Annotated in this window: 26 protein-coding genes; 4 read left to right on the top strand and 22 right to left on the bottom strand. The window is 63.0% G+C overall.

Annotated elements, in window-relative coordinates:
- Positions 1-13 precede the first annotated feature (13 nt).
- Positions 14-1,339, bottom strand: coding sequence for a glutamate-1-semialdehyde 2,1-aminomutase (hemL, locus tag RhoBH5_RS28265; RefSeq protein WP_037129903.1), 1,326 nt, complete (start codon positions 1,337-1,339; stop codon positions 14-16).
- Between the two features lie 110 nt (positions 1,340-1,449).
- Between hemL and RhoBH5_RS28260 the strand changes: the two genes are divergently transcribed.
- Both RhoBH5_RS28260 and RhoBH5_RS28255 read left to right on the top strand, forming a co-directional pair.
- Complete coding sequence (locus RhoBH5_RS28260) at positions 1,450-1,797, top strand: hypothetical protein (RefSeq protein WP_007735283.1); 348 nt, start codon at positions 1,450-1,452, stop codon at positions 1,795-1,797.
- Positions 1,798-1,856: 59 nt separating this feature from the next.
- Complete coding sequence (locus RhoBH5_RS28255) at positions 1,857-3,788, top strand: acyl-CoA dehydrogenase family protein (protein ID WP_270009041.1); 1,932 nt, start codon at positions 1,857-1,859, stop codon at positions 3,786-3,788.
- 40 nt (positions 3,789-3,828) lie between these two features.
- Here the strand turns inward: RhoBH5_RS28255 and RhoBH5_RS28250 are convergent, their stop codons facing one another.
- On the bottom strand, positions 3,829-4,845 hold the full coding sequence (locus RhoBH5_RS28250) for a hypothetical protein (RefSeq protein WP_270009040.1): 1,017 nt from the start codon (positions 4,843-4,845) through the stop codon (positions 3,829-3,831).
- A gap of 131 nt (positions 4,846-4,976) precedes the next feature.
- On the opposite strand from RhoBH5_RS28250, the gene RhoBH5_RS28245 reads away from it, so the two are divergent.
- A complete protein-coding gene (locus RhoBH5_RS28245) occupies positions 4,977-5,537 on the top strand; it encodes a TetR/AcrR family transcriptional regulator (protein WP_003941925.1) in 561 nt (186 codons plus the stop codon).
- Here the strand turns inward: RhoBH5_RS28245 and RhoBH5_RS28240 are convergent.
- From RhoBH5_RS28240 to RhoBH5_RS28200, 9 genes are all read right to left on the bottom strand, one after another.
- Positions 5,528-6,403, bottom strand: a complete 876-nt coding sequence (locus tag RhoBH5_RS28240; protein WP_064113986.1) for a TIGR03619 family F420-dependent LLM class oxidoreductase — start codon at positions 6,401-6,403, stop codon at positions 5,528-5,530. The two genes, RhoBH5_RS28245 and RhoBH5_RS28240, sit on opposite strands and share 10 nt — an antisense overlap.
- The gene (locus RhoBH5_RS28235; RefSeq protein WP_064074194.1) at positions 6,400-8,058 is read right to left on the bottom strand and encodes an ABC transporter substrate-binding protein; all 1,659 of its coding nucleotides are present in this window, start codon (positions 8,056-8,058) and stop codon (positions 6,400-6,402) included. Before RhoBH5_RS28235 ends, RhoBH5_RS28240 begins: the two co-directional genes overlap by 4 nt.
- A gap of 24 nt (positions 8,059-8,082) precedes the next feature.
- Positions 8,083-9,144 (bottom strand): DUF1214 domain-containing protein, encoded by a 1,062-nt coding sequence (locus tag RhoBH5_RS28230; protein WP_042925645.1) that lies wholly within the window; start codon positions 9,142-9,144, stop codon positions 8,083-8,085.
- Between the two features lie 88 nt (positions 9,145-9,232).
- Positions 9,233-10,378, bottom strand: coding sequence for a sulfotransferase family protein (locus RhoBH5_RS28225; RefSeq protein WP_208689743.1), 1,146 nt, complete (start codon positions 10,376-10,378; stop codon positions 9,233-9,235).
- Positions 10,379-10,400: 22 nt separating this feature from the next.
- Entirely contained in the window at positions 10,401-11,192 is a 792-nt protein-coding gene (locus tag RhoBH5_RS28220; protein WP_064113990.1) for an SDR family oxidoreductase, read from the bottom strand.
- Positions 11,186-11,545 carry a nuclear transport factor 2 family protein gene (locus RhoBH5_RS28215; RefSeq protein ID WP_064113991.1) on the bottom strand — a complete coding sequence of 120 codons (360 nt, stop codon included), beginning with the start codon at positions 11,543-11,545 and terminating at the stop codon, positions 11,186-11,188. The genes RhoBH5_RS28220 and RhoBH5_RS28215 overlap by 7 nt, the downstream gene beginning before the upstream one ends.
- Before the next feature lie 24 nt (positions 11,546-11,569).
- Positions 11,570-13,471 carry a sulfate adenylyltransferase subunit CysN gene (cysN, locus tag RhoBH5_RS28210; RefSeq protein WP_007735300.1) on the bottom strand — a complete coding sequence of 634 codons (1,902 nt, stop codon included), beginning with the start codon at positions 13,469-13,471 and terminating at the stop codon, positions 11,570-11,572.
- Complete coding sequence (gene cysD, locus RhoBH5_RS28205) at positions 13,471-14,376, bottom strand: sulfate adenylyltransferase subunit CysD (RefSeq protein WP_064688321.1); 906 nt, start codon at positions 14,374-14,376, stop codon at positions 13,471-13,473. The genes cysN and cysD overlap by 1 nt, the downstream gene beginning before the upstream one ends.
- Positions 14,373-15,119 carry a 3'(2'),5'-bisphosphate nucleotidase CysQ gene (locus RhoBH5_RS28200; protein ID WP_042453014.1) on the bottom strand — a complete coding sequence of 249 codons (747 nt, stop codon included), beginning with the start codon at positions 15,117-15,119 and terminating at the stop codon, positions 14,373-14,375. The genes cysD and RhoBH5_RS28200 overlap by 4 nt, the downstream gene beginning before the upstream one ends.
- A gap of 254 nt (positions 15,120-15,373) precedes the next feature.
- Between RhoBH5_RS28200 and RhoBH5_RS28195 the strand changes: the two genes are divergently transcribed.
- A complete protein-coding gene (locus RhoBH5_RS28195; RefSeq protein ID WP_003942004.1) occupies positions 15,374-15,985 on the top strand; it encodes a TetR/AcrR family transcriptional regulator in 612 nt (203 codons plus the stop codon).
- A 12-nt stretch (positions 15,986-15,997) separates the two neighbouring features.
- Here RhoBH5_RS28195 and RhoBH5_RS28190 read toward each other — a convergent pair whose 3' ends face one another.
- From RhoBH5_RS28190 to RhoBH5_RS28140, 11 genes are all read right to left on the bottom strand, one after another.
- Positions 15,998-16,279, bottom strand: coding sequence for a metal-sensitive transcriptional regulator (locus RhoBH5_RS28190; RefSeq protein WP_003942012.1), 282 nt, complete (start codon positions 16,277-16,279; stop codon positions 15,998-16,000).
- Positions 16,280-16,310: 31 nt separating this feature from the next.
- The gene (locus RhoBH5_RS28185) at positions 16,311-16,583 is read right to left on the bottom strand and encodes a hypothetical protein (RefSeq protein ID WP_007735305.1); all 273 of its coding nucleotides are present in this window, start codon (positions 16,581-16,583) and stop codon (positions 16,311-16,313) included.
- A complete protein-coding gene (locus RhoBH5_RS28180) occupies positions 16,576-17,091 on the bottom strand; it encodes a hypothetical protein (RefSeq protein ID WP_003941872.1) in 516 nt (171 codons plus the stop codon). Before RhoBH5_RS28180 ends, RhoBH5_RS28185 begins: the two co-directional genes overlap by 8 nt.
- Positions 17,084-17,521, bottom strand: coding sequence for a hypothetical protein (locus RhoBH5_RS28175; protein ID WP_003942066.1), 438 nt, complete (start codon positions 17,519-17,521; stop codon positions 17,084-17,086). Before RhoBH5_RS28175 ends, RhoBH5_RS28180 begins: the two co-directional genes overlap by 8 nt.
- 15 nt (positions 17,522-17,536) lie before the next feature.
- On the bottom strand, positions 17,537-17,692 hold the full coding sequence (locus tag RhoBH5_RS28170) for a hypothetical protein (protein WP_003941930.1): 156 nt from the start codon (positions 17,690-17,692) through the stop codon (positions 17,537-17,539).
- Positions 17,693-17,749: 57 nt separating this feature from the next.
- Positions 17,750-18,412: a hypothetical protein gene (locus tag RhoBH5_RS28165; RefSeq protein WP_007735307.1), complete on the bottom strand. Its 663-nt coding sequence runs from the start codon at positions 18,410-18,412 to the stop codon at positions 17,750-17,752.
- Between the two features lie 49 nt (positions 18,413-18,461).
- Positions 18,462-19,436 (bottom strand): porphobilinogen synthase, encoded by a 975-nt coding sequence (hemB, locus tag RhoBH5_RS28160; protein WP_007735309.1) that lies wholly within the window; start codon positions 19,434-19,436, stop codon positions 18,462-18,464.
- A 75-nt stretch (positions 19,437-19,511) separates the two neighbouring features.
- Positions 19,512-21,074: a uroporphyrinogen-III synthase gene (locus RhoBH5_RS28155; RefSeq protein WP_003941969.1), complete on the bottom strand. Its 1,563-nt coding sequence runs from the start codon at positions 21,072-21,074 to the stop codon at positions 19,512-19,514.
- 60 nt (positions 21,075-21,134) lie between these two features.
- Positions 21,135-22,109: a hydroxymethylbilane synthase gene (gene hemC / locus RhoBH5_RS28150; protein WP_007735311.1), complete on the bottom strand. Its 975-nt coding sequence runs from the start codon at positions 22,107-22,109 to the stop codon at positions 21,135-21,137.
- Positions 22,106-23,467: a glutamyl-tRNA reductase gene (locus tag RhoBH5_RS28145; protein WP_003941867.1), complete on the bottom strand. Its 1,362-nt coding sequence runs from the start codon at positions 23,465-23,467 to the stop codon at positions 22,106-22,108. The genes hemC and RhoBH5_RS28145 overlap by 4 nt, the downstream gene beginning before the upstream one ends.
- Entirely contained in the window at positions 23,464-24,351 is an 888-nt protein-coding gene (locus RhoBH5_RS28140; RefSeq protein ID WP_007735314.1) for a redox-sensing transcriptional repressor Rex, read from the bottom strand. The genes RhoBH5_RS28145 and RhoBH5_RS28140 overlap by 4 nt, the downstream gene beginning before the upstream one ends.
- Positions 24,352-24,384: the final 33 nt, after the last annotated feature.

Genomic DNA, 24,384 nt, shown 5'->3' with positions numbered 1-24,384 from the left:
GAATGGGAACTGGTCAGGGCTTGACGGCAGCAGCTGCGGCCTTGGCTGCGTGCGGCATGGCGTCGGCGATGATCGAGAAGGCTCGATCGTCGAGTGCTGCGGAGACGAACCACGCTTCGAACGCGCTCGGCGGCGGGTACACGCCGCGGGAGAGCAGTGCGTGGAAGAAGGCGGGGAATCGCCAGGTCTGCGCGGCTTTGGCTTCGTCGTAGTTGGTCACCGTGTTCTCGGTGAAGAACACGCTCACCAAGGTGCCTGCGTACTGCACTCGGTGTTCGACGCCTTCGGCGGTGAGTGCTTGGGTCATGAGGTCGCCGAGGGCGGTCGCGTTCCGGCCGAGCTTGGCGTACACCTCGGCGTCGGCGGCGCGCAGGCTCGCGAGTCCGGCGGCGACGGCTACGGGGTTACCCGAGAGGGTGCCTGCCTGGTAGACGGGACCGTCCGGTGCGAGGTGGCCCATGATGTCGGCGCGGCCGCCGAATGCTGCGGCAGGCAGGCCGCCGCTCATGACCTTGCCGAAGGTGTAGAGGTCGCCTGCGACGTTGTCGATGCCGTACCAACCCGAGGCACTGACGCGGAATCCGGTCATCACCTCGTCCATGATCAGGAGTGCGCCGTGCTCACGGGTGAGACGACGCAGACCCTCGTTGAAACCGGGAAGCGGTGCGACGGCGCCCATGTTTCCGGCGGCAGCTTCGGTGATGACGCACGCGATGGCGCCGGGATTGGCCGCGAAGGCCGCGGCCACCGCGTCGAGATCGTTGTAGCGCACGACGATGGTGTCTTCTGCTTGAGCGCCGGTCACGCCGGGAGAGGTCGGCAGCCCGAACGTCGCGAGGCCGGATCCGGCGTCGGCGAGAAGGGCGTCGACGTGGCCGTGGTAGCAACCGGAGAACTTGACGATCTTGGTCCGCCCGGTGAATCCGCGGGCGAGGCGGACTGCGCTCATCGTGGCTTCGGTTCCGGAGTTGACCAGGCGAACCTTTTCCACGGGCGCGACGCGGGCGACGATTTCCTCGGCGAGAGCGACTTCGCCTTCGGTCGGCGCACCGAAGGAGAGACCTCCGAGCGCGGCTTCGCGAACGGCTTCGACGACTGCCGGGTGAGCGTGCCCGAGAATCATCGGACCCCAGGACGACACCAGGTCGACGTAGTTGTTTCCGTCGACGTCGGTGAGGGTGTAGCCGGATGCTTCGCGAATGAATCGCGGTGTTCCGCCGACCGAACCGAACGCGCGGACGGGCGAGTTGACGCCACCCGGAATCACGTTGCCGGCACGTTCGAAGAGCCGAGCGGAGTTCGTTGCATGCACGTCGGGATCACCGGAAGACACAGTCACGGCTTCCAGTGTCCCAGTTCTGTCGAATCTGACAACGACAGGGTGTAGGACTTCGGTGCTCGAGGCGAGTTTTCCGGTCGAACCGGGCCCCGCGTGAGACGATTCCGGGCATGAAGCGACTGTTGACGACGCTGATGGTCTCGGCTGCGATTCTTCTCACATCGTGTGGTTCGGACGCTTCGAACGACGACAAGGCGACAGTTTCGTCGCCGCCGAGCGCCACCGACTCGGCTCGAACCACCGCGGCGACGAGCACCGACCCCGCGTTTCTCGGCGGGTGTTCGGCGGTGTCCGTCTACGTTCAGCAGCGTGTTCAGAGCGGCGACACGTCGACCCAGACGGCGGGCGCCGACTTCCTGAAGATCGTCGAGAACGACCCTTCGTACCAGGCTATGTCCGAGAGCGAGAAGGAACTCTTCCGCCAAGGAATCGAAGCGGGTGCCGCGGGCTCCTGCTGAATGTGAGGTTGGGATCGAACCGGGTTGCCCGCGGTGCGCTACGCGCTATCGTCGGTTCCATGGCCACCACAGCGGACCACCTCAGGACAACACTCGACGGACGCTGGCGGGAGGTGCGTGAGCGCGTTCGCGGCGAATTGAACGACGAACGTTTTGCTCCGCACTACACACCCAACACCGCCATTGCGCGCTCCAAGGCTCTCGAACAGATGCGGGTCCTCGCCGATCTCGGGTACGCCGCAAACGGTTTCGCCGTCTCTCACGGCGGAACGGGCGACGCGGGTGGCGCCGTCACCAGCATCGAGATGCTCGCGATGTCCGACCTCTCACTGATGGTCAAGGCCGGCGTCCAGTGGGGTCTGTTCGGCGGCGCCATCGAAAACCTCGGCACCGAGCGTCACCACCAGGCGTACGTCAAGCCGCTGATCGATCTGGACCTGCTCGGTTGCTTTGCGATGACCGAGACCGGTCACGGCAGCGACGTCCAGGAACTCGAAACCACGGCGACCTACGACGTCGAGACGGGCGAGTTCGTCGTCAACTCCCCCACTCCGTCCTCTCGCAAGGACTACATCGGCGGCGCTGCCCAGCACGCCACCGTCGCAGCGGTGTTCGCACAGCTGATCACCGGAGGCGAAAGTCAGGGCGTCCACTGCTTTGTCGTGCCGATTCGTGACGACGCCGGCAACGACCTCCCCGGCGTCACGACGTCCGACTGCGGGCTCAAGGGTGGACTGCCCGGAGTCGACAACGGCCGCATCGTCTTCGACCAGGTCCGCATCCCGCGTGAGAATCTACTCAACCGTTACGCCGACGTCGCCGAGGACGGCACGTACAGTTCGGCGATCGAGAACCCGAACCGTCGTTTCTTCACGATGGTCGGCACACTGGTTCGTGGACGTGTCACCGTCGGTGGTTCCGCGGCAGCGGCCGCCCGCGTCGGATTGGCCATCGCCGGTCGATATGCCCTGCAGCGCAGGCAGTTCAGTGCTCCGAAGAGTGACGACGAAGTCCTGATCATGGACTACCTCGTCCACCAGAAGCGCCTGCTACCGTTGATCGCCCGCTCGTACGCTCTGCAGTTCGCACAGAACGAACTCGTAGCCGCGATGCACGACATCCAGAGCAGCGACGACCCGGATCCGCAGGAGCAGCGCGAACTCGAAGGTCGCGCCGCCGGACTCAAGGCCGCCAACACCTGGCATGCCACTCGGGCCATCCAGGAGGCACGCGAAGCCTGCGGCGGCGCAGGCTATCTCGCCGAGAACCGCCTCACCGCACTCAAGGCGGACACCGACGTCTTCACCACGTTCGAGGGTGACAACCACGTTCTGACGCAGTTGGTCGCAAAAGAACTCCTCACCTCCTACGCCGACGAAGTCCGCGGCATGAGCCCTGTCGACTGGATGCGCTTCGCCGCTACGACGGTCTCCGACGTGGTCAAGAAACGCACGGCAGCGCAGCAGATCCTGCAGACGATCGTCGACACTCGCCAGGACAACGAAGAGGACGGCAGCCTCTTCAATCGCGGCACCCAGATGAAGATGTTCGAAGACCGCGAAGAGTACCTACTCGCCACTGCGGCAAGGCGATTGCAGGCAGCGCAGAAGCGCGAGGAGAACCCGTTCGACGCGTTCAACTTCGTGCAGGACCACGTGCTCAAAGCCGCTCAGGCGCACATCGAGCGCGTCATCCTGGAAGCATTCGTCGCCGGCATCGACTCGTGTGAGGACGAGACCGCAAAGGAACTCTTCGGCGAGGTGTGCGATCTCTACGCACTGTCCGTGATCGAAGAGGACAAGGCCTGGTTCATGGAGCACCGGCATCTGTCGGTGGAGCGTTCGAAGGCCGTGACGCGCGGAATCAACGAGCGTTGCCGCACCCTGCGCCCCCACGGCGAGACACTGATCGACGGGTTCGGCATTCCGGACATCCTGCTGGGGTCCGCGATGCTCGACGGACCGGGCACCGACGCGGTACGGCTGAAGTAAAGGGTTCGGGTGGGGTCGGCAATCGCCGGCCCCACCACACTCAGTGCGCTGCTGCCTTTTTCGACTGGCGAGAGGCGAGCAGTCCGGTCAGGCCGAGTGCCGCGACCAGCCAGATCCCCAGAACGAGCAGGTGCGGTCCGGCGCCGTTGCCACTGAAGTAGATGACGGAGCGGATGGGCTCCATGGCTGCCGATCCGAGCCAGAACGAATGGATGTGCTGCCAAAATCCCGGCAGGAACGACACCGGAATGGCACCACCCGAACTCGGGAAGTTGATGAAAACGAGCACCGTCAGCACCGCGAAGATCGCGGCTTGGCCGAGCAGTCGATTGAGCAGAATGCTCACCGCACCGACGGTGAACGTGTAAACCATCGAGATTCCCAGCAGTTGCAGGATCTGGCCGAATGACGCCCCGAAGGCGTGCATGAAGATGCTGGTGATGCCGAAGGCTATGAGCGGGGTGAGTAGCGCCGCACCGGCCAGGATCGAATACTGCTCTCGCAACCGCATTCTCGGCGCAACCTGACTGAGCACCGTGATGGTCAGGTAGCCACCGAGGGTGCAGACGATCAGGAAGTAGAAGAGTCCGACAGTCGAGGAGTCGCGCGCCGTGACAGGCGCCGAGTCGATCACCGTGACCTGCTGCCCCGTCTGCTCCGCAACCGAATGCGCCAAGCTGCTCACCACGGAAACCGTCGAGGCGCCCGCGCCGGTGGCGATATGTGCGGTCACGGCGTCACCGATCTCGACGGCGCCGATCGCATCGCGGTTGTCGATCCGAGAGAGTGCGTCGGCGGCGTTGGCTGTGGCAACGATGTCGAACTTGTCACCCGACGAAGCCTGGATTCCGTCGATCAGCGGGGCCGTGACGGACGGCGACCCGACCACCACGATCGGTGCCTGATTCGGCGTCGGCGAATGGAAGGCGCTGACGTAGCACAGGCAGAACATGATGACGAAGAACAACGGAAATGCGAGTCCACTGCCCACCATCTTCCAATTGGTCGGCGGATCGACAACTTCTTCGCTGGGTACTCGGACGTCGGTATCTGTCATATTCCACGCTCTCTTCACTAACCGCATCTAGCTGTCAACACCGTTGACAGACTCAACAGTCAACACCGTTGACACGTTATAGTCAACGCCGTTGACAACGCGGTCGGCGAGCGAGCACAGAGGTCGATGTCGTGACACCCACGAGGCACACGCCAGAGCAGGAGCAACCCTCGACATCCGAGGCGATTCGCGCGGCGGCGTTCCAACTGTTCGGCGAGCACGGGTTCGGCGGCACGTCAGTTCGCGCCATCGCCAAAGTTGCCGGAATCGATCCGGCCCTGGTCATCCGGCATTTCGGGTCCAAAGAAGCACTGTTCCTGGAAACCACGCCGGTTGCGGACTACTTCGAAGGCCAGTTCGACGGCCCACTCGACACCCTCGGTGAGCGAATCGCCGCCTTCGTCCTGGGCAAGGCCGACGCCCGGATGCTGTCGGTGTACACAGCGCTCATGCGAGCATCGGACAGTCCACGCATCCGGGAGCGACTCCGAGACATGACCGGAGTATTCGCCACCAATCTCGCCGCTCGTCTAGACGGCGAAGACGCGTACACCCGCGCACTCCTGGTCTCCGCCCAGGTGTCCGGGCTGTTGAGCGTCCTCAGCGACGAAAGTATCCCCCAGTCCGCAGATCGCGACGAGTTGGCAAAACTCTACGGCCGGGCGATGCAGACGCTGATCGATCAGTACTGAGCGATGACCTCCTCGGCAAACCGCCGAACGGAGTCGAGTCGTCCCTGACGATCACCGGCGTCAACTCCGTAGTGATACCAGGGCAAAACTCTGATTTCCGTGACTCCGAGAGTCTCGAGTTCGCGATATCCGTCCAGATCACGAACATCCGTCGGCGAGACGTTGACGCCGAAAGGAACATCGGCACGACCGTACTCGACCCGCAATTCCGTGAGACGATCGATGGCGCAGGCTAATTCGGCTTTGGTCGTGTTCACCGACATCCAACCGTCAGCCAGCCTGGCTGCACGACGCAACCCCGGTTCGCTGTGCCCACCGATGTAGATCGGAACCGGAATCTCCGGAGCAGGACTGATCATCAGAGCGTCGAAATCGTAGTGCTTGCCGTGGTATTCGACCCATTCCGGCCCACGTCCCGCACACACCGCCTTGATGATCTCGATGGCTTCGTCGGTACGCGCGCCGCGGGTGCGCATCTCGGTACCGGTGAAGGTGAATTCCTCGGGAATCCAGGACAAACCGACGCCGAGAGCGACGCGGTTCCTCGACATCACGGCCATGGTCGCGACCTGCTTGGCAGTCAACAGCGGATCGCGCAGTGGAAGTTTGAACACGTTGGTGTAGAACTGAATTCGCGATGTGACGGCCGCCATCGCCGCCATGGCAATGAACGGATCAGGCATCGGCGTCTCGGGCGCCCACATCCGCTTCCCGTCAGCAGTGTACGGGTACGGCGCCGACACCTGCTCCGGATAGAACACGGAATCCGGCATCGCGATTCCGTCGAACCCCACCTCTTCGGCGACCTGCGCCAACTCGCACAGTTCCAGGGCGTCGATCATCGCACCGGCCAAGGACCACTTCATCGTTCCACCGTTTCGCCGTTGGGCGAGATCCAAGCGCCGCCCAAGAACATGATGTCGGTGATGTTGCGTACGACGCCGTGAACATTGCCGTCCCATGCGGTCAACACCGACGCCGGCCCCCAGATCACGTAAGGCACAGTCGCGTTGGCGTACTCCTGCACCTTGCTGATCGCCTCACGGACAGCATCGTCCGTCGATGCCGTCTGCACAGCTGTGATCATCGCGTCCATCTCCGGGTCCGCGAAGCCGGACGGGTTGTTCTTCGAATCACTGGCCATACTGTTGTACAAATTGAGGTACGGCGCTTCTTCTCCGACCGGAGCGCCACCTCTGGTCATGTCGAAATCGTGGTCCTTGTATACCCGTCGAACCAGATCGGTCACATCGGTCGCGTAGTCGATGGTGACGTCGAAACCGATCGCGTTCAGCGACGCCTGAACCGTCAGTGCCGTCGCCTGTTGGCTCGGCTCCGAGGTGGTGAGGTAGCGGAGTTTCCCGTCGTACCCGTCGGACTTCGCTTGATCGAGCAGCGCCTTTGCCTTCACCTGATCGAACGGAATGCCTGCTGTGTTGTTGTACCAACGTGACGTCTGCGGGACCAGTTCGGAACTGGCGGTGCCCAATCCGTTGTTCGCCCGGGTATTGACCGCCGCCGGATCCACCCCGTAGGCGATCGCCTGACGGACGCGAACATCGGCCCCGGGCTTGCCCTCACGGTTGTTGATCGTGCCAATCCCGTTCTGTCCGGTCGGACTGAGGTAACCCGAGTATCCGTCGTCGAGAGCTTGTTCGATCACGGCCTCGTCGCGGAGGATGTACGTCATGTCGATCTGGCCGCTCTTCAACGATTCGTACTGAGACTGCGCACCCGACGTGGGAACAAACCGCACTGTGTCCAGTGGAGGTTTACCGCCCTGATAATCCGTGCGTGCGGCGAGTACCAGTTCTTCGTGCGGGGCGAACTTGGCCAAGGTGAACGGACCCGCCCCGATCGGTGTGAACGCTCTCTCCCCGGTTCCTGAAACCGACCCTGCCTCTCCCCCTGAACTTCGCGCAACGATCATTCCGGGCCCGAGCGACAACAGCGCCGGGAATTGACGCCAGGGCCGCTCGAGCACGAATTCGACTGTGGTGGCGTCGGGCGTCTCGATCCGATCCACGATGTTGAGCCAGGTCTGCGATACATCACCCTTGCCTGCCACGAATCGATCGATACTCCACTTCACCGCTTCCGCGTCGAGCGGACTTCCGTCGCTGAAGGTGAGGCCGTCAGCCAAAGTGACGGTGTACGAGGTGAAGTCGCTGTTGTTCGACAGTGTCTTCGCGAGTTGTGGCACGAAGCTCCCGTTTGTGGAGTCGCTGCGTACCAGCGTGTCGTAAATCGCGGCCATTTCGGTTCCGCCGGTCGAACCGGCGGCTTGCGTTCTCGTGGGGTCCAACGAGGAAGGGAACGAATAGGACCCGAAGGTGAGAACACCGCCGTCGATCCGCTCCCCCACATCTGGGGCGCCCACAAAACCAGCTGCGCCACTACTGCTCGGTGAAGCCGATCCCGAGTTGTCCCCACTGCTCGACGCGCAGCCGGCCAACATCAATGCACCGGCAAGCCCGAGCGCGACAAAGCGAGGGCCGAACCTAATCTTCCTGGTGTACATACGTTCCCAATCTCCGTCAGCGTGTCAGATCTTGACTACCTTCGACGTCGGGATCGGGTGCGAGTCCGCCTTGATCCAGCGCAGCGCCCATGTCCCCTCGGCATGCGAATCGGTGTCGATCCAGTTGCCATAACCCGGATCCTTCGCCGCCACGACGATTGTCATGGTGCCGTCGTCGTTGAGCTTCGCGGTGTGATTGTTGATGTAGATGTTCGTGCGGTTGTAGTCGAGGGACTCGACCCAGAAGTTCTGCAGCACGAAGTTGAAGTACTCGCAGTTCGGAACCTCGGTCTCGATGACCCACGCCTCGTCTTCGGCGAGCTTCCAGTAACCGTGGAAGTAGAAGATCGTCGGATCGCCGCCGGCGTCCTGGAAGTAGTCCTGTCCCCAGTCGAAGATCTCGTTGGTGTGCGGCTGGAATTTGCGCGACCATTCCAGGAAGGTCTCCGCCATCCCCTTCACGATCCCGACGGACTTGGTGAGGCGCTCGCCGATCTCTTCCGGAGTCAACGGGACGAACTCCCCGTCCGGGTTCAGGCATTCGATGGTCAGATCACCGACAATCTCGTTGCGTCGATCCTGGTGAGTTTGCCGAACGGAGATGAGGTTGCTGTCGGGCGCCAAAGGCAGCCAAGCGCCCTCATCGGGCTTGTCGACGCTCGCGATGAACTCGAAACGGCCGTTCTCGTCGACCTCGAGGTCGTGGATATGCAGATCGCCGGTCTGCAGCATGGTGCCGTCGATGTGGTACCGATTTACGCGCGAGCCGAAGGTGATCAGCGGGACGGTGCCTCGGGTGCCGATGATCCGGTAGTTGTACTTACCGGAAATGTTGGCGCGCATGTAGACGTTGTCCGGGTTGTCGGCACCGATCTTCGTCATCATGTTCGGGTTCGGAGCCGACGAGAACTGCGGCCACCGCGGATCGGTGTACTCAACACAGTTGATCGTGCCGTACCGAAGCAACCGACTCAGGTAGCGGACGCCCTCGGCTTGAGTCAGCGGATCCTGAGGGACGATCTCGTCTTCCAGGACCTTTCCGACCTCGAGCAGATCTGCGCAGAACTTTTCCCAAACAGCATTCATGTGAATCTCCTTGTTTCGGTTGGGGCTTCGCCCTGTGCGCCTTTTTGGTAGTCGGCACTACCAAAAAGGCGCACAGGGCCGGAGGCCTTCAGGATGTGGTGGCGAACTTCGCTTCGACGTCGGCAGCGCTCACGCCGAAATCCTCGAGCGAATAGCGATGCGACGGACGACGGTGCTCGGCAAGGCTGGCCTGATGCGACGCCTCCACCGCGGCGCGGGCGTCGTCTGTGAAGGGCAGGGCGAACTGTGCATAGATCTTCTCGACGGTGCCGACCGCATCGGCGATGAAGTCCTTGTAGTCGACGTCGATGAACTGATCGGGGTTGTAACGGCTACGGGCATTGTTGACGTTCGCATTCCCTCGCGCCCACAACTCCAGTTGCGTGCGCCCGATGGCCGGACGATCGAAGGCCCTCGACATGTCGTGTCCGCCCTGCTCGACGAGGCTGAAGGTGGACGCCATCGATGTCAACGGGTCCCGGAAGGTCCGAACGAACAGTGCATCCGGATAGACCGACATGATCTCGTCGATCGCGAAGACATGGCTCGGGCTTTTGAGCACCCACCGTCTGTCCTGGTCGTGCAGCCCGATCAACTGCAGGTTCTTCTTGTGCCGCGCATATGTTTCGGTCCAGTCCTGCTCCGCCAGCCACCGGGTGTAACTCGGCACGTACGCCACCGTCTCGAACGCGGTCGAGAGCATCGTCTGCTGCAGCAGCCGCCAGCATTCCTCGACCTCCTCCGCCCCCATGAAATGAACCTTCATCAGGTCTGCCTCGTTACGCTGGCGAGCACGGTAGAAGGCGTCGGAGCGAACGTAATCTTCGTTCTCCGACCACTTGTCGCGCTCGGGGCGCGGCTGCGGCGTCTCGGCGAGCCACATCTCGGCGCCCTGATGCGCTGGGTCGGCACCGAGCAAGCGGTGCAGCGCGGTGCTGCCGGTGCGGGTCAACCCGACCACGAAGATCGGGCGTTCGATCGGAACATCTACGTGCTCTGGATATTTCTCGAATCCGGCCTCACTGGTCAGGCGACCCGCGAGCGCTCCGACGATCATCTTGCGAGCGATCACCTTGCCGTGAGGAGTGAGGTCGGCCTCGTTCTGGAACGACTCGAGGAGAACTCGAAGTCCTTCGAGATAGCTTTCGCTGCCGAAGTTTTCGTACCCGGCCGCCTCGCGCGCAGCCTGGTGCAGGTCATCGATGGAACCGATGCCGTCGTAATCCTGTGTCATGGCTAGTCCTTGTATGAGTTGATCAGTGGTGCGTGTGACCGCAGTTGACGTCGAGACATTGCCCTGTGATGGCCCTGGCTGAATCGGACAGGAGGAAGACGACAGCGTTTGCGATGTCATCTGGCTCCGGCAATCGGCGCAGATCGGCGCCCGCTGCGATCTCGTCGTAGATCACCTTGGGGTCGACTCCTGCCTCCGCCGCCTTCTTCTCGAACATGTTCTTGACCGAGTCCGCCCAGATATAGCCGGGAGCAACCGAATTGACTCGAACGCCCTTGGGACCGAGATCGATCGACAAACTGCGTGCCATTGCCAGGAGCCCGGATTTCATGATGCGGTAGGCCCCGAACCCGGGAAGCTGGTTGCGCAACACCATGGACGTGACCATCACGACGGACCCGTGCGACTCGATCAATGCCGGAGCAAATTCTCTGGTGACGTTCAACGCCGCGAGCAAGTTGATGTCGATGCCCGACTGGATGGACGCCACGTCGGCGTCCAGGAGCGGGACCTGCGCGGGTTGAACAAATGCGTTGTTCACCAAGCAATGCGCCGCACCGAACTCAGCGACAGTTGTCTCCGCCAACGAAGCGATCGAATCGACGTCGGTGAGGTTCGTCGGTACGGCCAACGCGATTCCGCCGCGGTCTCGAATCTCCCTTGCCACCGATTCCAAGCGCTCGGGTGTGCGGGCAGCCAGAACAACCTTCGCTCCGGCCGCCGCGCTCTGCAGCGCAATCGAACGACCCAGCGCCGGGCCCACTCCCGAGACGACGACAACCTTGCCTGCCAGCAGGCCCTGATGGGTCAGCACAGCGCCTGCGGATCGAGAACAACACTCAGGGAGATGATCTTGCCGTTCTCGTCGAACTCGAACACATCGGTGGCAGCGAAGTCAGGGATACCGGCGCGCTGCACCCGAAGCTGCATCGCTGCGTACTTTCCCGTCACCGAAATCGGACCGAGCAGGCTGACTGTGAAATCGACCTGCGCGTTCGCGGTATCGAATTCGCGAATCTCCTCGATTCCGCGGTAGGTCTGGACCCCCAGCGGTTCGTGTTGAACTGCGTCGGGCGCAAACAGCGCAACCAGTCCGTCGACGTCGTGACTTCCGAGACACTTGACGTAATCTTCTACGGCAGAAACTATTTCAGCCCTGTCAGGCATGGATGCTCCTCGTGTTCAGGCGGATCAAGAAATGGTTCCGCGGGCGCGGAGATGGTCGACGATCGCGATCGCAGCGTCCTCGGTCGTCGTGACACTGGTGTCGATGTGAATGTCAGGGTTCTGCGGCGGTTCGTACGGCGAATCGATTCCGGTGAAGTTCACCAACTCGCCCCGTCGAGCCTTCTTGTACAGACCCTTGGGATCTCGCTCCTCTGCGACGGCAAGAGCGGTGTCGACGAAGATTTCGACGAACTGTTCGTCGCCGATCAATTCACGGGCGGCATGACGCTCGGCCTCGAACGGTGAAATGAAGGACGCGAGCACGATCAGACCGGCGTCCGCCATCAGTCGGGTGACCTCGGTGACGCGACGGATGTTCTCGACGCGGTCGGCTTCGGTGAATCCGAGGTCTCGATTCAGCCCGTGACGGACGTTGTCTCCGTCGAGGAGGTAGGTGTGCGCGCCGAGTGCGTGCAGTTGACGCTCGACATCGTTCGCGATGGTCGACTTTCCCGAACCGGAGAGACCGGTGAACCACAGAACTGCGGGTTGGTGTCCCTTGAGCCTGGTGTGCGCGGCCTCGTCGACGTCGACGGATTGCCAGTGAATGTTGTCCGATCGACGCAGCGAGTGCGTGATCATGCCCGCACCGACAGTGCCGTTGGTAAGGCGGTCGATGAGGATGAAGCTACCGGTGTCACGGTTGCCGACGTACGGGTCGAACGGGACCGGTCGATCGAAACTGAGGTTGCACACACCGATTTCGTTGAGCGCGAGAGTAGTCGTTGCGGTCTTCTCGAGAGTGTTGACGTTGATCTTGTGTTTCGGTTTGGTGATGCGCGCAGTGACTGTGACGGTACCGATCTGGCACAGGAACGGCCGTTCGGGCAGCATGGGAGCCTCACCCATCCAGACGATGCAGGCCTCGAACTGATCGGCTACGGCCGGCGGATTGTCGCCGATGGACAGCACATCACCGCGACTGATGTCGATCTCGTCGGCGAGCGTGATGGTGACCGAGCGGCCCGCACCGGCAACGTCGAGGTCGCCACCCATGGTCACGATGCGCTCGACTGTGGACGTCTTTCCACTGGGGAGCACGCGGATGGGATCTCCGGGAGATACGGTGCCGGAAACGATCTGGCCGGAGAATCCGCGGAAGTCGAGGTCCGGCCGGTTGACCCACTGCACCGGCATCCGGAACGGAGCCGCGGCGGCAGCATCGTCGATGTCCACGCTTTCGAGATGCTCGATCAGGCTTGGTCCGGAGTACCACGGGGTATTCGCACTGCGCTCGGTGAGATTGTCACCCATGTATGCCGACATCGGGATGGCGACGAACCCGTCCAGACCGATCTCGTGAGCGAACTCTGCATAATCCGCGGTAATGGCATCGAAGACCTCTTGCGAGTAGTCGACGAGGTCGAGCTTGTTCACGGCAAGCACCACATGCTTGATCCCCAGCAACGACACCAGATACGAGTGCCGGCGGGTCTGAGTCAGTATCCCCTTGCGGGAATCGACAAGGATCACAGCAAGATCGGCGGTCGACGCGCCCGTCACCATGTTTCGGGTGTACTGCTCGTGCCCCGGAGTATCGGCGACGACGAACTTGCGTCGCTCGGTCGTGAAGTAGCGATAGGCGACGTCGATCGTGATGCCCTGCTCACGTTCGGCGGCGAGACCGTCGACCAGGAGCGCGAAATCGAGCCCCTCCCCCTGGGTTCCGCTCTTGCGCGAATCGGCTTCGAGCGCCGTCAACTGGTCGTCGAAGACGAGTTTCGATTCGTAGAGCAGACGGCCGATCAAGGTGCTCTTGCCGTCGTCGACGCTGCCGCACGTGATGAATCGCAGCATGCTCTTGTTTGCATGACGTTCGAGGTACGCCTCGATGTCGTCAGCGATCAGATCCGAGGAAACAGTCATCAGAAGTACCCCTCTTGCTTCTTCTTCTCCATCGACGCACTGGAGTCGTGGTCGATGACCCGTCCCTGGCGTTCGGAAGTGGTGGTGAGCAACATTTCCGAGATGATCTCGGTCAGGCTCGTTGCGGTCGATTCGACGGCTCCGGTCAGCGGGTAGCAGCCGAGGGTGCGGAAACGAACGCTCTTGAGTTTCGGAGTCTCTCCCGGCAGCAACGGCATCCGGTCGTCGTCGACCATGATCAGCGCACCGTCCCGCTCGACGACGGGCCGCTTGTCGGCAAAATACAGCGGAACGATCGGAATCTCTTCCTGGCGTATGTATTCCCACACATCCAGCTCGGTCCAGTTCGAGAGAGGGAAGACGCGCAGGCTCTCGCCCGGCGCTTTGCGGACGTTGTACATCCGCCACAGTTCCGGTCGCTGCTGCTTGGGATCCCAACGGTGCGCAGCTGATCGGATCGAGAAGATGCGTTCCTTGGCGCGGGATTTTTCTTCGTCACGTCGGGCGCCGCCGAATGCAGCGTCGAACTTGTAGTGATCGAGGGCTTGTTTGAGGCCCTCGGTCTTCCACATATCGGTATGGACAGCGCTGCCGTGAGTGAACGGGTTGATCCCCTGCTTCACGCAGTCCGGGTTGGTGTGGACGATCAGATCGAGATCGCCTGCAGCAGCGGTACTGTCACGAAGTTTGTACATTTCACGGAACTTCCACGTGGTATCGACGTGCAGAAGCGGAAACGGCAGCTTCGACGGATAGAAGGCCTTGCGCGCCAGATGCAGCATCACGGCGGAGTCCTTGCCCACCGAGTACAACATCACCGGGTTCTCGCTCTGGGCAACAGCCTCACGCATGATGTGAATGCTCTCGGCTTCGAGTCGTTCGAGGTGCGTCAGTGTCGCGGTCATCGGCCCAGTTCCTCCAGTGCTTTCGGGGCGAGTTCGGGTCGGCAGATCAGCAGATCCGGCAACCACGGGTTTTCCTGGTTGTAGCGCAGTTCGCTGCCATCGATACGCGAAACATGCAGTCCCGCAGCATGTGCGACAGCAACGGGCGCCGCCGAATCCCACTCGTACTGTCCGCCCGCATGTGCGTAGATGTCTGCCTCACCCGAGACGACCGCCATTGCTTTGGCTCCGGCGGATCCCATTTCGATCAACTCCGCGCCCATCGAGTCGGCCATGCGCATGACCGGTTCCGGACGACGCGTCCGCGATACGACGACTCGAACCGGCGTCGCGGCATCCCGTTCGGTCCGATCATCGCTGCTCGAATAGGTGACGCCAAGGGCAGGCATTGCGACCGCACCGGTTGTGAGGACACCGTTTTCGGTCAGCGCAACATGAACGGCCCAGTCCGATCGTCCGGCCTCGCCGTACTCACGGGTGCCGTCGAGAGGGTCGACGATCCACACCCGATCCGCAGCCAGCCTCGCGAGGTCGTCAGCCCCTTCCTCCGACAGCACTGCATCCGCAGGAAAGCGTCGGGCAAGTTCGGCGACGATGAATTCATGACTGAGCCGATCGGCCGCGTTCTTGAAAGTCGCGACATCACCGTCGTTTTCGCCGAGGGATTTCCGATGGTCGAGCAGAAGTTCTCCAGCCGCAGCGGCGATGTCGATCGCCGCGCGTTCATCGTTAGTGCGTGTCATAGGTACTCCACAACTATGTAGACCTCCCGATCGATACGGGAAGAAAGGTCAGGCAGACCGCAGAGTGTCCAGCGCTTTGCACTGGCCTCGATGTGGTCTGCGCCATACCGTAACACCAGAATGAACGATGTTCATTCTATTTCGAACAATGTTCATTCTATGATCTGAGTCACATTGGTTTCTGGGTGGCGTTCGACAACGAACAGTGTTCGATGTGAATTGAGGATGCCGACCACCGCGACTACGGTGATCAAATGAGCAGTACCAGCAGCAAGTCGATCTACGGCGACGCCGAAGTGCGTCGACGCCGAACTCTCGACGCGGCGATCTCGCTTCTGGACGAAGGAGGCTACTCCGCGCTCACGATCCGCGCTGTCGCCAAACGAGCCGGCACCAGCACTGGCCTGATCTACCAGTACTTCGTCGACAAGCAGGACATCTTCGCCGCCCTCCTCAGCGAAAGTCAGCTGGAAATGGCGGACTTCGTGAACTCGCTCCCCCGCGAGCAGGGACTGAGCGCCTTACTCGAGTCCATGATTTCCGAGTTTGCTCGGCACTGGGCACGGGTGGGTCGACTCACCACCACTTGGCGCGACATCGAAGGCATGGCCGGGTCCGACCGAGAAAGCATGCGGGAACTTCACGCATCCGTAGCGGTCTACAACTCGGCATTGATTCGAGCGCTCACCGAATCTGCTGCAGCCGAAGGGAGCCGGTTGATCGACGACCCCGCGTTGATCCATCTCGTGCTCTCCGGACTCAAAGGCCTGTCGGACACCATCGTCATCAACATCGCCAAAGAAGTCACACCCGAGTACTTCGTGAGCTTCTCCGCCCGGGCGCTCGCGCGGTCCATCACGGAGTGACGGACCGACACCTTACGAACGAACGAGGCGAGCGATGGCCGCCTGAGCTTCCTTGATCTTGACGTCCGCTTCCGGACCACCCTGCTTGGCAGCTTCGACGACGCAACCCGCAAGGTGGGCGTCGAGAAGCTTCAGGGACACGGACTGCAACGCGCTCGTCGCGGCGGATACCTGGGTGAGCACGTCGATGCAGTACCGGTCGTCTGCGACCATGCGTGAAATTCCGGCTACCTGACCTTCGATACGACGAAGGCGCTTGAGCAGATCGTCCTGCTCGGGGCTGTAACTACTCATACCGCAACTATACCCCCTACCCGTATGAGGGCTACTGCGATGCGACGAAGCCCACCCGGACGCGGCGCACGACATCGATGGCCATCAGCCCCGCAACCAGAATCGACAACCCGGCGCCCGAGATCCAGAGACCGTCGTAGTGCGTGCTCTCGAACGGTGGAGCGCCCTCCAGTATCGGTCCGAAGTCGGACGTCGTCGTACCCGCTCGCCAGCACACGACCGCCAGAATCGTTGCGGCGACGATACCGAGTACACCGATCCACGTCTTCACGTCGACACGCGGGGATGGCTGTGGCTCAGTCATCGGCAGACCCGTCCGGTTCGACACCAACCACAACGACCTGACTCAACGCCTCGCGCAGTGCCTGATCGTCCTTTGCCCACGCCCGCACCAATCCCCCGGTGGTCAAACGTAAGCCGATACCGTGCCGACGCCTGGGCACTCCGGACAGCTCACCGAGCGCGCGTGCCGTTTCCCACGGTTCCATTTCGTCCTCGTAGGCAGCGTCGTCGGACTCCGGGAACACCTCGGCGATCTCGGTGATCGGCACCTCTTCGGTTCCCTGACGCAACGTGGTCGCGGTCAGAAGTACGCTCGCGTGCCGCCGTGCTGCGATCACCTGCACGTAGACCAATCCGGTGAGGATCACGGCGAACATCGCCAGACCGAACCAATGCACCACCGGGCCCGTGAACAGTTCGATGACCAAGGCGATCAGGCAGAAGATCGGACCGAACGCGATGGCCCACCACCGAGAACCCGGTTCGTAGTACAGAACGTCCGGGCCGATTTCCGGCGCGCGATCAGCCACGGGCAAACCAACTTCGGGTGGTGTCGCGGTAGATCGCGACGCAGGCACAGATCAGCATGACGGGAACAACCAGCGCGAGCACGGTACTGATCCCGGCGACGACCAGCGCGATCTGCAGCACCGCGAACACTCCGGACACGATCACCAGGATCCGTCGGCACAACGCCCGTCCGGCGCGAGTGGGACCGGCGAGGCCGCCGATCGCGAGGCCGGTCAACAGCAGAACCAGCCCGGACACCCGCACGAAGGTGACGTAGATGTCGATGTTTCCGGCCGAAACGCCTTGATCGGTGAACTGCTCACGCAACGAATACGAAGCGCTGGTGACATTGATCAGGCCGAAGAGTATGAGCAGGAACGCGCTGGCGATCCACAGCCAGAATGCTGCCTCGACAGCCGTCGGGCGCCTGACCTTCGTAGAGATACTCACGGGTTCAAGTGTGCGCTATCCGCTGACGATGCCCGGAATCATGAGCATCAGGAGTGTCACCAGAACAGAGGCTCCGAGGATCGCGAACAAGATCACTTCGGTGCGTGAACCACGTTGGCGCAGTGGCGCGTCGTGGGTGCTTTCCGTACGCAGGGCTTCCTGAGAACTCATCGCGTCCGACCTCTCCCCTACTACTTCAGTGACCCGTTTCACAGTACCCCGAGCTACCTACCGGTTCCCCGCCGGGGGGAAACGAAGAAAGTACGGATTGGACTCTTTTCGGTGCATCATCACGATCGCCCCGACAGCAGCAACTGCCTGCAGGATTTCCGCTCCGCCGAACAGCAGAGTGGCCGCGCCGCCGTCTCCGCCGAGCCCGAAGATCACCGGGATCGCGGAGACCAGCATGAAGACGCCACAGAACGTCAGCAACATTCGAGCCCAGTTCCTGCCGCGACTCATCGCGCGCACGAACAGAAGGAACACCGCGGTGACGATCACGACCAAAACCGCAGAGAACACGATGACCAGTGGGAACATGCCCTCCACGTCGGAACGCGTCAGACCGGCGTCGACAGCTGCCTGATTTCTGAGCATCTCGTCGACGAACATCGACTTCTGCCCGAGCAGCATCCAGATCATCGCGCCGCCCTGGACCAACCCCAGCGCCGTCACAGCCCACCACAACTGAATCGCAGTCACGACGTCCGTCGGCGGCTCGGGTTTCGGCGCAGGTCCCGGGTATCCGTTGTAACCGGGGCCGTATCCCGGGATCTGACCCGTCGGCATCGGTCCGAGTTCGCGGTACGGCTGATTCTCGAACGGCTGGTTCTCGTAGGGAGGTTCCCGGCGGGGCGGTTCCTGGCGCGACGGCGGCCACTGCTCGGTCATGACACCAGCGTATCGGTCGATACCGGCGCAGCCACCATGCGTGACTCCGTCACAGCCATCCGGCAACTTCCGACGCCCAGTACGTGAGGACCACGTCGGCACCGGCGCGGCGAATGCTGATGAGCGATTCGAGAATCGCCGCGTCCCGATCGATCCACCCGTTCTGCGCGGCCGCAGTGATCATCGAGTACTCCCCCGAGATCTGGTACGCAGCGACCGGAACCGGGGACCGGTCGGCGGTCTCACGCAGAATGTCCAGGTAGGACATTGCAGGCTTGACCATCACCATGTCGGCGCCCTCGGCGACGTCGAGGTCTACCTCGCGCATCGACTCGCGGCGATTGGCGCCGTCCTGCTGATACGTACGACGGTCGCCTTGCAGTGAGGATCCGACGGCTTCACGGAACGGCCCGTAGAACGCTGACGCATATTTCGCGGCATAGGCGAGCTGGCCGACATCGACATACCCCGAAGCATCGAGTGCACCACGGATCGCAGCCACCTGACCGTCCATCATGCCGCTGGGGCCGAGCAGGTGCGCACCCGATTCAGCTTGCGCGAGAGCCATTTCTACGTATCGGATCAAGGTCGCGTCGTTGTCGACAGCGCCGCCGGCAGTCAACACGCCGCAGTGGCCGTGATCGGTGAACTCGTCGAGGCAGGTATCGGCCATGATGACCGTCGAATCGCCGAGTTCGTCTGCCAGAGCGCGCAATCCGACGTTGAGGATGCCGTCGGGATCGGAGGCACCGGACCCCTGGGGATCCTTGTCCTCCGCCTTCGGGACACCGAACAGCATCAGGCCACCGACGCCGGCTTCCACCGCTTCCACCGCTGCGGACCGCAGCGAATCGAGGGTGTGCTGGAAAACGCCTGGCATGGAACTGATCTCACGCGGTGCGTCGATGCCGTCGGCGACGAACATCGGCAAAACGAGGTGCCGGGGTTCGAGCGAGGTCTCTGCCACGAGTCGCCGGAGCGCAGGAGTGCGCCGGAGCCGGCGAGGGCGATGAGTAGGAAACACGAGAAGTAGCCCTCCTTCGTCGGAACCTGTGAGCGGTTGAGGAGTCCACAGACTCCTCAACCCCTCACGGGTGCGCTAGCGCCTTCGAGACTTCTTGCGCGGGGGCGGCAAAGCACCTTCGGCGCGCAGACGAGCAGCATGCTCGGCGAGAGCCTCCACCAGCGGTCCCACCTGCGAGGTCTCGGGCTGCACGTCGACGCGCAGACCGAACTCGATAGCGGTTTCGGCCGTCTTCGGGCCGATGCACGCGACCAACGTGCGGGCGTGCGGCTTGCCGGCGATGCCGACGAGGTTGCGCACGGTCGAGGACGAGGTGAAGCAGACGGCGTCGAATCCACCGGTCTTGATCATCTCGCGGGTCTCGGCCGGCGGCGGCGCTGCCCGGACGGTGCGGTAGGCGGTGACGTCGTCGATCTCCCAACCGCGTTCGCGCAGGCCCTCTGCGAGGGTTTCGGTCGCAATGTCCGCCCGCGGCAACAGAACCCGGTTGACCGGATCGAAAACGTCGTCGTACGGGGCGAATTCGGCCAACAGGCCTTCGCTGGACTGCTCACCGGTCGGGATCAGCTCGGGGTTGATGCCGAACGAGCGCACCTTGGCTGCGGTTGCTTCACCGATGCAGGCGATCTTCACACCGGAGAAGGCGCGAGCGTCGAGGCCGAACTCTTCGAACTTCTCCCACACTGCGCGAACAGCATTGGTGGAAGTGAAGACGACCCACTGGTAGCGACCGTCGACGAGTCCCTTGACCGAACGCTCCATCTGAGCCGGGCTGCGAGGCGGCTCGACGGCGATGGTCGGAACCTCGATCGGGATCGCTCCGTGAGTGACCAGACGGTCGCTCATCTCGCCGGCCTGATCCTTGGTGCGCGGCACGAGGACGGTCCAGCCGTACAGAGCGCGCGATTCCCACCACGACATCTTGTTGCGCTGCGCGACAACCTTGCCGACGGTGACGATGAGCGAGCCCACCAGTTCGGATCCGGCTTCGTTGAGCGTCGCGAGAGTTGCCTCGACGGTTCGCTGCTGACGAGTGGTACCGCGGACGGTGATCGCAGCAGGCGTCTGCGGGGCCAAGCCGTTCTCGACCAGCGCGCTGGCGGTCTCGGCGAGATGTCCGGACGTCGCGTGCAGGACAAGCGGTCCCGGTGCAGCGGCCAGAGCAGCCCAGTCGACTTCACCGCGAACGTCGGCCTCGGTGTGACCCGAGCCGAGCGCCATGCCGGCGTAGCTCGGCACAGCCGAACCGGAAGGCAGACCCGGGAGAACCTCGAACTGAACCTGCGTACGGGCGACTGCGGTGACCTCTGCGATCACGGAATCCGTGGTCAGCGGGTCGCCGGAGACCAGACGCACGACGTCGTGGCCGTTCTTGGCCTCGTGCACCAATGTCTTTGCAACCTCGGCAGGCTCGCCGAGTGCCGGACGCACGTCCGCGATCAGCTCGCCGGTCTCCTCGTCGCGGCCCATGTCGATGCCGACGAGTGCGACGACGCCCTTGTCGACATCCGGATCGGTGAATGCCATTGCGGCGCCGGTGAGGACGTCACGTGCGCGAACGGTGAGCAGGGCGGGGTCGCCCGGTCCCGATCCCACGAACAGGATCCGTCCGGGAGTGTTCTTTCGGACTCGGGTCATCGGTGATTCTCCAGTGCGCTGTATCGAAATGGGAACTTGGTGCAAGTGCAAAGTGGGGCGTCAAACATCGGCTGCCTCGCCTGTAGTCACGTTCATCAACTCTCGGGCGCCGAGTTCGAGTAACTCGCGCGCTACCGCTCGGCCGAGTTCCTCGGCCTTGTCCGGCGCACCCACTGCGCCGGTACGGATGACGTCCGAACCGTCGATGGCGGCTGCGCAGCCGCGTACCGACAGTTCGTCGAAGATTCTGCCGTCGTCGTCGAGGGATTCGACGATCTCCGCGATCGCTCCCACCGGAGCGGTGCAGCCGGCTTCCAACTCGGCGAGCAGGGCGCGCTCGGCAGTAACTGCCGCCCGGGTACCCGCGTCGTCGTGCTCGGCTAGGATCGCCGCCAATTCCACATTGGCAGAAAGGCATTCGACGGCCAGAGCACCCTGCGCCGGAGCGGGGAGCATCTGCACGGGCTCGATGTTCTCGGTGATGAGATCGAGCAGACCGATACGAGACAGGCCGGCGCGAGCGAGGATCACGGCGTCGAGTTCACCGGATTCGACCTTGCCGAGACGGCGCTGCAGGTTGCCCCGCAACGGCACGATGTCGAGGCCGAGACCGAGTGCCTTCAGCTGCGAAACACGGCGCGGCGCCGAGGTTCCCACCTTGGAACCGGCCGGAAGCTCCCCGAGGACCAGACCGTCACGGGCGACCAGCGCGTCACGCGGATCTTCGCGTGGCGGAATCGCCGCGATGACGAAACGCGGGTCCTGCGCGGTCGGTAAGTCCTTGTAGGAATGCACCGCAACGTCGACGCGGTTGTCCAGCAAGGCTTCTCGAAGCTCTGCCGTGAACACTCCGACGCCGATCTTCTGGACGGGATCGGTGGACTGGTCGCCCTTGGTCTTGATGATGACCAACTCGGCGGGATGTCCGGCCGCAATGAGGGCATCGCGCACGGTACCGGCTTGCGTGGTCGCGAGAAGACTTCCGCGAGTGCCGATCCGCAGCGGGCTCCCCGATCGAGGGGTGGTGACGCTCATGCCTGCAGGTCCCTTCCAGTGCGGTCGCCGTCCACCAGATCGGTGGGTGTGGCCACGGCCGCGGGAGATCCGGGGCTGAGTTCGAAGAGTTCGCGCAGCGCTGCTGCGTAGGAGTCGCCGCCGGGGGCCGACGCCAGTTGCTTGACGCGCACGGTCGGGGCGTGGAGCAGCTTGTCCACGACGCGTCGCACGGTGCGTGCAACCTCGTCGCGCTGCGGATCGTCCAGGCCGGGCAGACGCGAATCGAGTCGCATCAGTTCGGCTTCGACGACGTCGGCGGCGCGCTGACGCAAAGCCGTCACGGTCGGAGTGACCTCCGCGAGGCGCTGTCCGGCAAGGTAGGTCGCAAGCTCGCCGGCGACGATGGTGCGTGCGGCATCTGCGTCAGAGGCGGCGGCGCCTGCCGCTGGATCACGCTGCAGCGTCTCCATGTCGAGAACGGTCACACCCGGCAGGCCGGCGACGGCGGGATCGATGTCGCGCGGCAGCCCGAGGTCGCAGATGACGAGGTGCTTGGTGTTGTCGCGATCGGGCTCGGCGAGTGCGCGGTGCACATCCGCCAGGGTGACCACTGCCCCGACCGCGCCGGTACAGGTGACCATGACATCTGCCTGCGCCATCGCGGCCGAAAGCTGATCGAAGGCAACACCGTCGGCGTCGACGCCGTTGGAGCGTGCCGTCTCTGCCAGGTGCTCGGCGCGTTCCTGTGTCCGGTTGACGACGACGATGCGTGCGATTCCGGCGCGGGTGAGATGCGCAACCGACAGACCGCCCATCGAGCCTGCACCGACAACCACGGCAGTGCGGCCGACCAGGCCGCCCTCACCGATGATGCCCGCTGCACGATCGAGAGCCACCGACACGACTGATGCTCCGGCGGAGTCGATTCCGGTTTCGGAATGCACTCGCTTGCCGACGCGCAGTGCCTGCTGAGCCAGTTCGTGGACGACGCGTCCGGCGGCCTGCTGCGCATCCGAAGATGCGTAGGCCGAACGGATCTGGCCGAGGATCTGCTGTTCGCCGATCACCATGGAATCGAGGCCGCTGGCCACCGCGAAGAGGTGCTCGACGGCTGCTTCGCTGTAGCGGACGTACGCGTGAGCGTGCAGCGCTGTCAGGTCGAGACCCGAATGGTCGGCCAGGATTTCACCGACCTCGGTGAGTGCACCGTGGAACGCGTCCACCACCGCGTAGACCTCCACCCGGTTACAGGTGGAGACGATCATCGCTTCGGAGATGTGCGAAGACGCCAGAAGCTTGTCGATCAGCTTCGGACGATCGGTGTCGGTGACAGCTACTCGCTCGAGCACCGGGACGGGCGCGGTTCGATGCGAGACCCCGACAAGCAGAACACTCACGGCGCGATCACTGATCCGTTTCTTGTCGAACCTGCTCCGACCGGAGCGGGTGAACTGGTGGATGGGACTGACGAAGCGGATGCGGCGTGAGCCACTCGTACTCGCGGCGCGCTGGATGCCTGATCGGCATTGCGCGCACTGTTGAAGGAGAGAACCTGCATCTCGACGGCTAGATCTACACGTCGCAGTTCCACGTGATCGGGAACGTCGAGGGCGATCGGCGAAAAACTCATGATGCAGCGCAGCCCGGCGCTGACGAACTGGTCGCACACGCCCTGAGCTGCCTCGTCCGGTGTGGAGATGACGCCGATGGTCGCATTCAGTTCACGGCAGGCGACGGTCAGTTCCTCGGTGCTGCGCACGACGAGATCCCCGACTCTGCTTCCGATTCGATCTGCATCACTGTCGAAGAGTCCGACCATCTCGAAACCGCGGCGGCTGAATCCGCCGTAGCCGACCAGCGCCTTGCCGAGGTTTCCGACTCCGACGAGAACGACCTTGTGCCCACGATCGAGTCCGAGTGCACGCTCGATGCGGATGCGGAGCCTGTTGACGTCGTACCCGACGCCACGGACACCGTTGGGTCCGAGGAACGACAGATCCTTACGCAACTTCGCTGATCCGACACCTGACGCCTGCGCGAGTTCCTCGCTCGAGACGATGGAGGTACCCCGGTCGGACATCACTCCGAGGACCCGCAGGTATGCGGCCAAGCGCGTCACCGTAGCCTGGGGGATGACGCGATCCTGAGCGATCGGGTCGGTAACCGAGGCGCTGGAAGCGTCGGTGACGGAAGAGCCCGCAGCGCCGGTGACGCGCTGAGCCACAGGCTCATGCGTCTGGTGCGGTTCGGTCACGTCGCTGGCTCCTCGTCCGGTCGACACGACTGTCGACCTCCACGATGCTCCGGGGGAATG

Source organism: Rhodococcus sp. BH5 (assembly GCF_027583855.1).
Taxonomy (GTDB): domain Bacteria; phylum Actinomycetota; class Actinomycetes; order Mycobacteriales; family Mycobacteriaceae; genus Rhodococcus_F; species Rhodococcus_F qingshengii.
This window is presented reverse-complemented; position numbering and strand designations above follow the sequence as displayed.

What these genes read in the sequence shown, in the direction of transcription:
- RhoBH5_RS28260 (WP_007735283.1), top strand. Translation starts at nt 1,450, where the DNA reads ATGAAGCGACTGTTGACGACGCTGATGGTCTCGGCTGCGATTCTTCTC.
- RhoBH5_RS28255 (WP_270009041.1), top strand. Translation starts at nt 1,857, where the DNA reads ATGGCCACCACAGCGGACCACCTCAGGACAACACTCGACGGACGCTGG.
- RhoBH5_RS28250 (WP_270009040.1), bottom strand. Translation starts at nt 4,845, where the DNA reads ATGACAGATACCGACGTCCGAGTACCCAGCGAAGAAGTTGTCGATCCG.
- RhoBH5_RS28240 (WP_064113986.1), bottom strand. Translation starts at nt 6,403, where the DNA reads ATGAAGTGGTCCTTGGCCGGTGCGATGATCGACGCCCTGGAACTGTGC.
- RhoBH5_RS28235 (WP_064074194.1), bottom strand. Translation starts at nt 8,058, where the DNA reads ATGTACACCAGGAAGATTAGGTTCGGCCCTCGCTTTGTCGCGCTCGGG.
- RhoBH5_RS28230 (WP_042925645.1), bottom strand. Translation starts at nt 9,144, where the DNA reads ATGAATGCTGTTTGGGAAAAGTTCTGCGCAGATCTGCTCGAGGTCGGA.
- RhoBH5_RS28225 (WP_208689743.1), bottom strand. Translation starts at nt 10,378, where the DNA reads ATGACACAGGATTACGACGGCATCGGTTCCATCGATGACCTGCACCAG.
- RhoBH5_RS28215 (WP_064113991.1), bottom strand. Translation starts at nt 11,545, where the DNA reads ATGCCTGACAGGGCTGAAATAGTTTCTGCCGTAGAAGATTACGTCAAG.
- cysN (WP_007735300.1), bottom strand. Translation starts at nt 13,471, where the DNA reads ATGACTGTTTCCTCGGATCTGATCGCTGACGACATCGAGGCGTACCTC.
- cysD (WP_064688321.1), bottom strand. Translation starts at nt 14,376, where the DNA reads ATGACCGCGACACTGACGCACCTCGAACGACTCGAAGCCGAGAGCATT.
- RhoBH5_RS28200 (WP_042453014.1), bottom strand. Translation starts at nt 15,119, where the DNA reads ATGACACGCACTAACGATGAACGCGCGGCGATCGACATCGCCGCTGCG.
- RhoBH5_RS28195 (WP_003942004.1), top strand. Translation starts at nt 15,374, where the DNA reads ATGAGCAGTACCAGCAGCAAGTCGATCTACGGCGACGCCGAAGTGCGT.
- RhoBH5_RS28190 (WP_003942012.1), bottom strand. Translation starts at nt 16,279, where the DNA reads ATGAGTAGTTACAGCCCCGAGCAGGACGATCTGCTCAAGCGCCTTCGT.
- RhoBH5_RS28185 (WP_007735305.1), bottom strand. Translation starts at nt 16,583, where the DNA reads ATGACTGAGCCACAGCCATCCCCGCGTGTCGACGTGAAGACGTGGATC.
- RhoBH5_RS28170 (WP_003941930.1), bottom strand. Translation starts at nt 17,692, where the DNA reads ATGAGTTCTCAGGAAGCCCTGCGTACGGAAAGCACCCACGACGCGCCA.
- RhoBH5_RS28165 (WP_007735307.1), bottom strand. Translation starts at nt 18,412, where the DNA reads ATGACCGAGCAGTGGCCGCCGTCGCGCCAGGAACCGCCCCGCCGGGAA.
- RhoBH5_RS28155 (WP_003941969.1), bottom strand. Translation starts at nt 21,074, where the DNA reads ATGACCCGAGTCCGAAAGAACACTCCCGGACGGATCCTGTTCGTGGGA.
- hemC (WP_007735311.1), bottom strand. Translation starts at nt 22,109, where the DNA reads ATGAGCGTCACCACCCCTCGATCGGGGAGCCCGCTGCGGATCGGCACT.